This is a genomic window from Herbaspirillum sp. C7C8, assembly GCF_022627875.1.
Lineage (GTDB): Bacteria > Pseudomonadota > Gammaproteobacteria > Burkholderiales > Burkholderiaceae_D > Herbaspirillum.
Genome location: NZ_JABXGG010000018.1, coordinates 1 through 11849 on the forward strand (window position 1 = coordinate 1; position 11849 = coordinate 11849).

11 protein-coding genes are annotated in these 11849 nt (G+C 48.4%); 1 reads left to right on the forward strand and 10 read right to left on the reverse strand.

What is annotated here, in order from left to right:
* Positions 1-59: 59 nt before the first annotated feature.
* The 3 genes from HWE01_RS22985 to HWE01_RS18650 all read right to left on the reverse strand — a co-directional run bounded on the left by HWE01_RS22985 (position 60) and on the right by HWE01_RS18650 (position 2102).
* Complete coding sequence (locus HWE01_RS22985) at positions 60-305, reverse strand: TniB family NTP-binding protein (protein ID WP_502798456.1); 246 nt, start codon at positions 303-305, stop codon at positions 60-62.
* Entirely contained in the window at positions 290-430 is a 141-nt protein-coding gene (locus HWE01_RS22990; protein WP_502798455.1) for a helix-turn-helix domain-containing protein, read from the reverse strand. Before HWE01_RS22990 ends, HWE01_RS22985 begins: the two co-directional genes overlap by 16 nt.
* Before the next feature lie 682 nt (positions 431-1112).
* The gene (locus HWE01_RS18650; protein WP_241822540.1) at positions 1113-2102 is read right to left on the reverse strand and encodes an Abi family protein; all 990 of its coding nucleotides are present in this window, start codon (positions 2100-2102) and stop codon (positions 1113-1115) included.
* A gap of 388 nt (positions 2103-2490) precedes the next feature.
* On the opposite strand from HWE01_RS18650, the gene HWE01_RS18655 reads away from it, so the two are divergent.
* The gene (locus HWE01_RS18655; protein WP_241822541.1) at positions 2491-3015 is read left to right on the forward strand and encodes a hypothetical protein; all 525 of its coding nucleotides are present in this window, start codon (positions 2491-2493) and stop codon (positions 3013-3015) included.
* 52 nt (positions 3016-3067) lie between these two features.
* Here the strand turns inward: HWE01_RS18655 and HWE01_RS18660 are convergent, their stop codons facing one another.
* From HWE01_RS18660 to HWE01_RS18690, 7 genes are all read right to left on the reverse strand, one after another.
* Entirely contained in the window at positions 3068-4903 is a 1836-nt protein-coding gene (locus tag HWE01_RS18660; protein WP_241822542.1) for a TniQ family protein, read from the reverse strand.
* Positions 4900-5886 carry a TniB family NTP-binding protein gene (locus HWE01_RS18665; protein ID WP_241822543.1) on the reverse strand — a complete coding sequence of 329 codons (987 nt, stop codon included), beginning with the start codon at positions 5884-5886 and terminating at the stop codon, positions 4900-4902. Before HWE01_RS18665 ends, HWE01_RS18660 begins: the two co-directional genes overlap by 4 nt.
* Positions 5880-7895, reverse strand: a complete 2016-nt coding sequence (locus HWE01_RS18670) for a TnsB C-terminal domain-containing protein (RefSeq protein WP_241822544.1) — start codon at positions 7893-7895, stop codon at positions 5880-5882. The genes HWE01_RS18665 and HWE01_RS18670 overlap by 7 nt, the downstream gene beginning before the upstream one ends.
* Positions 7892-8665 (reverse strand): Tn7 transposase TnsA N-terminal domain-containing protein, encoded by a 774-nt coding sequence (locus HWE01_RS18675; protein WP_241822545.1) that lies wholly within the window; start codon positions 8663-8665, stop codon positions 7892-7894. Before HWE01_RS18675 ends, HWE01_RS18670 begins: the two co-directional genes overlap by 4 nt.
* A 360-nt stretch (positions 8666-9025) precedes the next feature.
* Positions 9026-9478, reverse strand: a complete 453-nt coding sequence (locus tag HWE01_RS18680) for a helix-turn-helix domain-containing protein (protein ID WP_241822546.1) — start codon at positions 9476-9478, stop codon at positions 9026-9028.
* A gap of 324 nt (positions 9479-9802) precedes the next feature.
* A complete protein-coding gene (locus tag HWE01_RS18685) occupies positions 9803-10420 on the reverse strand; it encodes a 3'-5' exonuclease (protein WP_241822589.1) in 618 nt (205 codons plus the stop codon).
* A 5-nt stretch (positions 10421-10425) separates the two neighbouring features.
* Positions 10426-11808: a radical SAM protein gene (locus HWE01_RS18690; RefSeq protein WP_241822547.1), complete on the reverse strand. Its 1383-nt coding sequence runs from the start codon at positions 11806-11808 to the stop codon at positions 10426-10428.
* Positions 11809-11849: the final 41 nt, after the last annotated feature.

The following is an 11849-nucleotide window of genomic DNA, read 5'->3' on the forward strand; positions in this document are numbered from 1 at the left end:
CCGATCATTACACCGGCTTTGTTCATCTCGCTTTCTCCGTCATCCTCATGCGGCGCTATTTATGAAATGAGTTCTAGTAGACTTTCGGCCAGGGATTTGATAGATGGCGATGCGGGGGTCTGCACACAAACAATAGGGCGAAGAAGGTGGTCACCATCCACGCCTGCCGGATACAAGGACTGCAAATGCTTCGCTACCCATGTTTTACCGGTGCCTGACTCACCAAGCAGGAGTGAATGCTTGGGACTAGCACCTGCGGCAGACATTTTGAGTGTCAGGTGAAGATGGCTCACTGCCTCGACGATCCTTTGCGACCACTCTCAAGCCCGCTCAAATAGGACTGATCCAAGTTGAGCAAACTCGCTAACTGTTTTTGGTGCATACGCCGATTTCTGCGTAGATCATTTAGGACCAATCCCAGAGGTGTCACGGCCAATCCAAGAGATATGAGAGAGCTTGATTTTACGCGAGAAAACAACGTGGAAATAGGAACAAAACTGAACAAAATCAAATACTTAATTGACTTTCGTTAGCCTATCTTTTGGCTAAACCGAACCAGTTAGCTACCTCGCATCAAGGCGTTATATTTGAAACGCAAGATTGCATGACAAAAAAAAGAGAGCCATATCGGCTCTCTTTTTTCATTTACTATGACTATTCGTTTTCACGGGAGTGACGATTTTTTCACTTACTGTGACTCCCTACACGATTGAGATTGTAGATGAACGCATATGCTGAGAAAGACATACGCCGCACACGCCGCATTTGCAGACTGGTGCGATGCATGTCATGAGAAAGTTGAAAGCATATCGGGAGAAATTTTTCTTTCATCTCCAAGACGTAACGCCAATCAACCCCGCTTGGATTTCCTCTCGCCTGACCCCTCCCATCAACACCTGGGTAGTACGTGTAGGTGCAGTTCCGTCTAGGATGCTGATTTCAAGATTTTTCAGCAAGTAAATTAAAACGATTTCGGGACAGATACTCATAGATGGCCTATTAGGCCTAAGCTGCACCTACCTCCAGAGGAGCGCTACTATGCACCTGCGCCGAAAATACTAGAGGGGATGTGATCGCTATCAACTGCGCTTGCAAGCCGCGCCCGTGAGCTATTAAGAACTCGATTGAGAAGCTGGCGGACGCCAAGGCTGCCAGAAGATATCGTTCTTCCAACCAGGGGCGAAATCAGCAGCTTTGGCAACGTCAACTCGATCAGAAAGACGTTCGAATTCGTCGCGCAAAAGAGCCTTCCAATCAAAATTGGGGTCGACGTTGAGCATGAAAATATCCGTAACTAGAAGAAATGCTCTCAACGTATTCGCACTACTCGTAAATCGGCCTGCAGCCACCGGGTTGTCGGGCGTCTTGGGGCCATAAGGTATCGATAGATTCGTTATGCGGTTGTAATGGGCACACCGATTTCGAAAGATCGTCAATGAGTGCAGCCAACTTTCAAACACAGCTGGCTGGATTTTTGACTTGTTTGGGTAGCTCCACGCGTTTGCTATCTTTGTCTTTTCCGCACTATTTAGATTCTTGAATGCGATAGACCAAAAACCAAAGCTCGCGCACTCCCGAAGCATCCATGCTGGTGGGAGCTTCGGCTTTTTATATTTCGTGTAGTAGTGGTTGAGATACAAATTCGGATTGCTAGGCAAACCACAATTATTTTCGTGGTCAAAACCAATATGCTTGATTGCTTTTGCGTAGACCTCGTCTCTCGCTTTCTCGTTTTCGAAAGCGTCGGCATTAACATACCAATTTATGCCATGCGCCCTGCATAAGTGATTGCAAATAGAGGCTCCTAAGGCAATCTCAATTCTTTCGAGAGCTTTAAGCGCAATTGCTCTGACGCTCGAATCAAATTCAAGGAGCGCAAGAATTTTGTGTATTGTTGTTCCTTGTTTGAATACTTTCGCAGGCGGTACGGTGCCGGTTCTCTGGAGGAACGGCAAGCAATACGCGCTCAGACGATAGTAGCCAATCTTGATGATGGCGTTGTAAATAGCCTTCTTGTCTTCCTCTGCCCCCAGCAGATTGCGCGACACGAGCTTATCGTAAAGCTCCGTGTTGGAAAGAGGCGCCTTGTTATAATCGCTCATCTTGTTATAGGCAAAAAAAAAGGCCCGCTAGGGCCTTTTTCCCCGATCATCGATAAGACGATGATCGTAGTATCACGATTGTTGCGCTTGTTTTTGGTCTTCCGAATCGGAAGACCAAAAACATGAGTCGTTTTACGGATCTCAAGCGTTTCGTGCGTTATCAGGCGTGAGTTTCAGCAACTCGAGAAAAAGTCGCAATCGCCGACAACGGGAGTACTCAAAGATAACGAAGATTACACAGATAACATGGAGTACATAAAAGCGACTAACTCATTGATTTAAAAAGGTGTATATTCAACGTATGTTGTAGATATAGCGGTAGAATTTACGCATTATTTGAATATAGCAGCTCTTATTTTCATCAGAACCTGCAAATCCTGGGGAATGAATGGCATCAACAGACAAGAAAAAAGTAAGAGGTGCAGGCGGAAAACGGCTCGCTATGCGTGAAAGACTGTGGCCGGAACTTGATGAAGAGCAACTTTGGCTCCGAAAAGACAGAGTTGGCTTCACTACTATTCCGCGCACGATGAGCCTAATTGGCCGAATCATGGATCAGCTCTCTGGCAAAGGTTTTCCGCTGTTTGGTACCTATTTGGCTCTGTGGGGCCGTGTCTACGACGAAGCATTTGTCGAAATTCGCAATGAGCGTGAGGTCGCATTTGAAGCCGGTTTTTCCGGTCCGAGGGGTGAAGTTACTTGGCGCGGAAGAATGCGCCGCCTTCAAGAACTAGGTTTTATCGACATTCGCGCTGGCTTAGCAAGTGAAGTGCAATACATCCTGATATGGAACCCTATACTTGTCATTGCAAACAAGTACGCGTCTGAAAATATCAAAATTGATGTCGCGTATAACGCGCTCATGGCTAGATTGATTGACGTAGGTGCGACAGATTTAGATTACGAACTGTGACAGGAACGAGGTGTTGAATTTGCTATTCGTACCTAGTGCATAAGTTAGTGATTCATCTGAAAGGAACAAAAAGATCCTTTCCCGCTTTCGCGCCGATTACTGCTAACCTGCATAGGTCAGAAATACGGATCAATGCGCCTCGTAATGCGCCATCTCCTAGCTGTTGAGCGCCAACGATTTCGATGCCTGATAGCTGCTTGAAGAGCGCCGACGATTTAGTCCCCATGCCTCTCGCCAGGTCTGCCATAGGTACGTAGTTTTGTCTGAACGCAAGTAGTTGAGGTGGGAGGACTACTCTACAAGACTGCCCTCTCAGCTGGATTGATTCAGACTCCAAAAGCCCCTGGTCTATCCAGTGAGAGATACTCTCCCATTTCCAGCCAGTAAACTTCGAGAGCTGCTGAATCGAGAACCCCGACTCGAGCAATGGAGTACCGAAATACGGAGTTACCTCGCTTCGCAGAAACTGTGTGTCGCCCAAACGAGCGCCACAGGCCACGGCTTTAATCTTTCCCTCCGAAACAGCCTGCATCGTATTTCGAATAGCGTGCTTGTCTCCCATCCGCCGACTATTAAGTTCGGCCCAAGTCATTTTCTCACTATGCGTCGCTGCCACAGCTGTTGCCGCATCGCGAATTAGCCCCTCCAGCTTAAATATTGAGCTGCTCTGAATTGGTCCCGCCTTCAAGAGATCGTTGCGCCAATTTACATCAGATTGAATCACATTCGATGCCATCATATGCAGCAAGACAGAGGGGGAGACACCCGCAAGATCGCATGCGGTCTCTTCACTTATCCACTCACTCCGTTGTTTCTGAATGCGCTCGACTTCCTGGCATGGAATCTCATATATCTGGCCACGCGTTCCAAGGCGACGAGTACGAAATTCACACTCGCCATCCTGTATCGCTTTAAGCAAACGCGAGGCGCTAACTCCTATCGCTTTCGCAGCATCCGGAGCCCGAACGTAAGATGTAACTCCTTCTGCAATAGCTTTGGAGGAATCCATGCCGAGAGCGCCATCAAATTTGAGCGCAGCAACCTCAATGATGGCGGTTAGTAGCGGTTCAAGGGGCGTGCCCAGGCAGTGCTTTCGAAGCATCACGTACCAAGGGCCCAAGAGTGAATTCAACGTTCTGGCATTGGCGCGTCCAGCTGAGATACGTTTCTCAACATGGAAATGGAAGCCTTTTGGCCAATCTGGCAGCAGATCGTCGAGTGGTTTTAGGAAATCAATCGCGTCGGCTACGAGCTTTGACTTCATTCCGTCACGACGAGAAACCGGTTTCGCCGGATCGGCAAACGTACACAGTGCGTGAACAACTTTTATCAGAGCAGAAACATCTACTCCTTCTATTGCAGGCGCAATTCCGTTTGCGTCCTCACCACGGCTAGTGATCAGAGTCGATAACCATAGCTGCGAAGAGGTCGCGGGAATCCGAGGTAGCATCGTTAAAGGTTGCCCGCAGTCGCATGTTCCTATGTGATAGCGATGTTGCGATAAAGGCTTATCGCATTGGTTGCAGACGTCGATTAACCTGGTGCGGTGATATGGGCAGGCTGTGACATAAGCGTGCTGCCAGAAGTGTCGAATATAACAATTCTCCTGCAGGCAGTCTGGACAAACAGGGTCTGTTTTGGCTCTATGTAGCCGCCCCCAACTTTGGCACTCACTTTCCTTTTGAGACGCATCCTCCGTCCATGCTTTTTCTAGTCCAAGTTGCTGGGCGATGATTTCTGGATGAACAAACAATTCCCTACGCGTACGCTGCAGACCAGCCAATGCAGGCAAGTCACGCCAAGAAAGAAAATTGTCCTCCGCCAGTTGACGGTAGTAGCCCACTCCCGATCCATTGCCGTGGGGCCCATATGTTACGAGCAGCGTCATTTAACTTCTCCTGGCTCTTTAATGATTGGCACAGCCATACCGTTATCATTCATGACCTGAACAAAGGCGTGATGAAGCGCTGCAGGCGCTACGCTTTCTAGGAGTGTCGCATCCGAAAACGCGCGGAAATGTGGAGATCCAGCTGACTCAACATTTTGAGCCGCAGCCCAACAATCTGCACAAGTTAGCGCTCGAGGTGTCTCCCGCTTTCTCTGGATGGCAAGTTCTTGCATGAAGCGACTCAAAACTCCAATAAGACCACCTGTTAGCAGATAACACTGGTAGGTAAGTGCGCGCGAAGACAACTCTATTGGAAAGCCGAATTTTCGGAAGAGATGAGCATAGCTAGCAACGCACGTGTGAAAGGCCTGCATGCCTTCCTGGACTCGAGAATCGTATGGACGGAAATGGCTAGCTGCAGATGCTCGGAGACGAAGTTGTTCATTGGACTCAAAGAGCCTGTCTAACCTGGGAACACCTAGCAGAATTATTGTCAGGTTCAACGAATCCGCAAGTGCCTTGAACCAGTCTCCAGCAGCACGCGGTGGCACTCGCGCTCCGGGCTCGACCAAATGGCTGGCCTCCTCAAAAATCAGGGCACGAACACCGGCCAGTCTTAATTGCTCCAACATACGACTCCCCATTGCACCAGACGTAATGCGCCGCTGAACAGGTACCTTCAGCGCCTCAAGTACGCTCGATGGCAATAGCAGCGGAGAGACAGGGGTAGGAACTCGGACGACAACTACAGGCACGTAGCGGCGCCCGTCAATTTTTTGCTCCGGAAATTTCCTAGCAAGGGCATTGATTAACATCGATTTCCCAACCCGTGATGGCCCTATAACTCTCTCAACGCATGCTGGAGCGCCATCGATGGCATCTTCAACCCGCCGCTCTAGATACGTAAGTTGATGTATATATAGCGGATGTGGAAGCTCACAACTATCGATTGCAAGGCGTAGTTCTTTTGCTGGTGTCAACATAGTTTTTCTCCGCTATGACGGCTCAAGATATCCAGGATTCCGGTCTCTTCGAGCTGAAGGTTATTGGGCTGTTCTACGCCGGGTGAATCTAAGACCTTACTTCTAGATTTCGACACTGGAGGATTTGGAGATTTACTCGCACGCTTTAAAGCGTCGACCGCTCGTGTCCGTTTTGTTGTTGAACGGTTCCGCTCACGTTTACTGACACTTTTTCTCTTGCAAGAGGACGCATCTCCGGTAGCTCGCTCATCCAGCTCCTGCTCAAAGCTCGCGTATTCAGGAGCCTGTGCATGACCAGCTTTCTTCTGGCGGTGCCGTTCCTTGGCTTCTTTGAATGACCACGCAGGCGTCTCCGGTCGTAAGTGCTCGAAGGTCAGCGTTACTAATGGATAGTCATCCCCCTCGTAGACGTAGATCTGTCTAAAATCGTCTGGGTCGAAAAGAATTCGTAGGCTGCGTTGCTCCCCATACTTTTGGATCAAGTAACTTACTGCATCACCTTTGTAATGAAGGCCCTCTACGGTGACACCTGTTTTTCGGTTGATCTTGCGTTCTACGTGCTCATAGAGAACGGCCATCCATTCAGCACGAGACGGTGGAAGTGGAATGGCGGAGCAAGAATCTTGGAAATGGGCCCAGCGTTCAGCTGGAGTTACTCCCTCTACGGAGCTCACAAGTACTGCATCCCAAAGTAGTCGATCAAGTGGCTTGTGAATCCATTTCTCGTAAAGCCATCTGACGACCCAGAGCTCGAGCTCCTCCAAATCCATCAGGTCCTCACCCAGACTGACGGGGTCGCGCTTGCCGTCTACACCGTCGAGCCGCGTGCAACCCGGCAATACTTCGAGGTCTTCTTTGATTGAGCGATTTGTACGCTCTACAAAGGGCTTCTCCTGGCCAGCTCTCGATTTGCAATATTGAACGTCGCTTCCAATTCTTTGGAGGCGCAAAATCCGCCCACTTCGATTCTCAGGCCCGTTGTCAAATATGATTTGCCCAGGTGTGCCGTATAGTGAAACCTTATGAGTGAGACCGAGCCGCATAAAACCGTGCTCTCTCGCCACTGGCGACATGTACATCTCGATGCATGCCAGGGTATCTGTGTCAGTTGGCGTCCCTACAACGAGACGCCAACCAAGAGGAAAGCCCGTACAACAGTCAATAGCAAGTACGAGATAAACTTCACTGGTGACCCCATTTGGCGTTCTAACGACAAACGGCAGGTGCAGAGCATCTTGCTCTACTCGCTCTAGGGGTTGCTCAGCGCGAATACGCTTTTTGGCAATCGACTTTCCAGCAATCGCGTCTTTCGGAAGCATTCTTGTTGCCTCTGGGTCCGTGCAGGCATGACGCGTTATAACGGCCTTTACATACTTCGGGCTTATTGGGGGGTGACCGGGCGGAAGGTAGATACCCTGCACCCTACGATTCACACTCGCGGCAATCTTTATCAAGGTCCATCGTGAGTGCGGTTGTAGGTAATGCTCACTGGCAATCTGCAGAATGGTGTCTATAACCTCGGACGAATAGCGGCTTGAGCGGTTACCTTTATTCTTATCTCCACGGAGAATTGGCAAACCTGCTATGTCGGCTTGGTGATATCTGTATATCGCCGCCTGAGAGGGAAAAGGGAATGTTGGATCAACCTTTTTATTCTTGTATGCCTGCTCAACATGGCGATACGCCCTTAAGAAGCTCACCCCATCTTGGCTCTGTCGGTCTTGTATGGCATATAGGATGCCACGGACAAAGTGGTCTTTCTGATGAAGGTGATCATCGTTATATTGCTCGGCATGGCTATGACGTGGCTTTCCTTTTCGGAGCACCATTAATGTTCCGACGTGAATGTCCTCTGCAATAGCGGCCAACTCAATATATCTATCCGTTTTCTGAGCGGAATCGAATACCTTGACACATCCACCATGCAGTTGAACATCAAGTACTTCTAAATAAACTTCCTGGCTTCTCGGATCTACGAGCCGATCATGAAGACGTAGAGAGTGCATCATAGCTCCACCTCTTCAAGTAAGAAAAGGTGACTCAGGTCTCCGTAGGCAGGGAAAAGCTCGAGGCTGCCGTTGATGTAACGGTGCGCGACATTTGCGCTCAGAACGCCTTTAACAAGCAAGATAGGGACGAGACCGGGTGAGAGCTGAAAATCTCTACACAGCTCTCCGACGGTCAATCGTTCCTGCTCGCAGCGGCGCACAATGCGGTCGATGGGCAGCCTATCGAAGTATGTATCGATCTGATGAAGGGCCTGCTTCAGCAGCCTCGCGTTTGTGCGGATCGGATGAGCAGTATTCGCGGGGAAAAGCAGCGTCCTAAGTGGATAGCCATTAGCAGATAAGACGAGTCGAGCACGTTGTATCTTCTCCCAGTAAAGATAGTCTCCTTCATACCCTTCCGATTTGACCTCGATCGTATATCGCAAACCATCTGTACACATGACACTAAAGTCAGTTGTATAGATCTTTACTCCAGGCACGCCACGATGTCTTAGAGTCGCCTCGCGTTTCTCTTCACGGTTCAGCAATAGTCGCTGATCAAGAAGATCTACAGAGAAAGGCTGTGGGTGGAAGCTTTTTACACGTGGGTCAATGGACAACAGGTGGGAGGCAAATCGCTCTGGATCCGACTCGACGTTAATGTCCCCGCCAGCCTTCTCGCTGTAAGTGCCGCGCTTTGCTTTGCCAAATGTTGATGACACCGCTCGAATGCCGTTATTGCCTTCGTCTTGTTGGCCACGGCGCCCATATGTTGGAGATGCTCGAGTCATGAAACACCTCCACCATCATGAAGGGCTACCCCGGCCGACTCTAAACGTTCAATCGTGAAGATCGATACCGCTAGCTGACTTACGGACGCAATGGATTTTTGGTACCAAGAGCGCGTCGCCTGACAATCGATTTGAGCCATTTCTTTTCCTTGTGTGCAGTGTCCCGCAGATGCAGAACACAGGAAAACGTGAAATGGCGTAGCGCAAAAGATTCAGACAAAGGAATCCTGTTGCCGGGATATTGACAATCCCAGCTTGCTGGCACAAGATGGCATTACTTGCTCTCGCTTGTAGGCACATCAAAGGGTCCGATTACCGCTCGAACGGTATCGGGCCCTGTGCTTTTCTACGCCGTATTTTCTACAGATATTTCTTCTCCCCCTCCTTTTCTTTGTTGGCATATGAAAGACAGTCGTCACCTGGCGCCAATTGGTTAGGACTAGCTGCATACGGAACGGTCGCTTCGTACGCAGCCATAGCTAATTTTGCTACCGTGATATAGGTATGAAATGAAAAGGAGGACTTATTGCTAAAGAGGGCTGCGATGTGAAACTCTTCAGGCCGGGCCCCCTCTCGAAGGCGGAAAGTTGCTTTAGATATGCTCGCCAGCTGTCTTAGCTCTGCTTTTTCCCCATCGCTCAACTTAAGAACCAGGCAAATGCGGTCCTGTATCTCCTGCGTAAATGGAGATTTTGTCCCCTTCAACACCTGGCTCACATGATTGTGAGAAATCCCGATGGCTTTCGCGAGCTTTCCTTTTTGGATTTCGGCGCGAAGTAGGAACTCCTGCAGACGTCTTCCATAAGGGGACATTTTCAAGCTCCAATTTTGGTGAAGTCTTGAGGCTAACGAAGGCGGGTGGTCAATGCAACCAGAATAGATTTCCCGCCGGCTAAATGGTTTTTGGCCGATTTTGCAAATTCAAATGGATTTACAATTTTGTTTGAAGGGAATATGCGGTTACACATCCAATCTCAGACATTTTTTTTATTTTTAAATTGTCGCCTGGTGGAGTTTCTTTCAGGAAGACCAAATAATTGGCCGGAATTTTAAAAAAAAATATAAAAAATTCCTCGAATCACAAAAGAATCAAATTTAAAGCCATGCTGCGTTTTTACAACGGAGTACAGGTGCTCGTTAGAACAGATTCAGTTGTGAGCCCGTGAGAAGAGTTCCCGCACCTGTTCCAGATAGTTCTATCAGCTGCTTTATCGTAAGGTCCGCATTTTTATCTAACTGTTTTACTAGGCGAAGAAACAGCTGAGCAGTCACAAGTACATCGGCCGCTGCTCGGTGCATCCGTAGGCTACTAGAACTAATCGAATATTCCGCCATTAGATCTCGTAGAGCATAAGAGTGAACGTTGGGAAGAAGTCGACGAGCTAGCTTTAACGTATCCAATAGCACGGCCGGATGCCAGGCAGGAATCTTATCCCTTATTAGTTTCACGTCGTGTGAAACGTTATGCCCAATAATTATGTTTGTTCCCAGGAGGGGAAATAGCTCAGTTGAAATTTCACTTAATCTCGGCATTCCAACTAGATCCGAATTGGTAATGCCGTGTATGCGAGAAGCTATTTCCGTCACCGGCTTCTCAGGCAAAACCATCCATTCGGCGACGGGTAATTGGATTTCAGTGTGTCGTACATGAAGAACTGCAATCTCGATGATCTCCAGTGGATTTTGTCCGTTGCCCTCCACATCAATTACAGCGAAGTGGCAATCTCCCCAATGAATATCCAAGTCGTTCGGCATTTCGTTCAATCGCTCAATCGTTCATGCAAAGTCAGTGGTCGCGCTTCACTCTTGGACTCTGCATAACGTCTCATTTCCGCAGCTCTAATCAAATCGATTAACGGATTTCGTACTTCAGCATCAAGAAATGCGAGATGCTTTTCGTATTGTGCGCCTTTGATGTCCGCGATTACACGAGTGAGACTCAGCACGCGCTGCTCTTTGATTTCTTCGCCAATCTGATCCTCCAAAGTTGCAGCTGGAGTGTCTGGGCGACTTGAGAATGGGATCGCGACGCTGATCTGAAGATCAAGGTCTTTCACAAGCTGTACAGTTTTTTGGAAGTCTTGCTCAGTTTCTCCTGGAAAGCCGACCATCCAGTTACAGTAAAAAACCACGTCTGTTCTCTTCCGAAAATCTGCGTATACAGCTGCGACACTTTCAATATCGACGTTACGATTCATCGCTTTCAAGATCCGCTGCGACCCGCTCTGTAGAGATATATATAGCAAATCTATACGTCCCTGGTCACATAGTCGCTTCAACAGCTCAGCGTTTTTGATAAAGGGCTTTGGCTCGATATATCGAATAGATATACTAATTTGATCATCCAACGCAACGAGCGCCGTCAGTAGATCACTGAATTTATGATTTCCCCCGTCTGCGCCATAATTTCCGACCTCGTCCCCTACGAGAATCACTCGTTTTACCCCTCTCTCGAGCGCAGCCTTCGCTTTAAATAGGATGTCGGCGAGAGGAACGGAGGTAAATGGCCCACGCCCACGAGGGATGCTACAAAAACTGCATTTGTATAAACAACTCCGGGTTACGGTGATGAGCTCTGCTAACTTCGCTTCGTTATAGAAGACGAAGCCTTTTGTTTCGCGCTGGTACCGTTCCGCATATTCCGTTCCAAACTCCCGATCAATTTTCTGCAGCGTTGCTACGACTTCCGCTTTTTCTGGGCCGACTCGTTGCCGCAGCTGAGTCAAACCATTGTTTACGTCTCCTTCATAACTGTGAGAAGTGTCTTGCGAAATAACCCTATCAAGTGCCTTGAAATCCAATCCTGTTCGATTTTTCAGGATTTCATGCTGTGAATGAAATTCGAGTGTTTGAGCGATCGTACGGCTTTTGATTTCTGCAGCATTGACATTGGCGACACAACCCGTAACAGTAATTTTTACACTTGGAGCTCGTTCATGAATTTGATCAATTTGGTTTATCGCGTCATCAACCCATTTGCTTCGTACGGAACATCCCGAGAAGATGACTTCGTCGGCATCTTCGGGCTGATTCACGATCTGATAACCACTTTTCTCTAACCCGATTTTTAGCACATTCAGGTCATAACTTGCATTGAGACAAGAGTTGTGCGCCAGAAATACCTTAGGAGCTTTATGATTCACCTTTCCCTCCAGACACTGTATTTTTATTCAGTATAAAATAC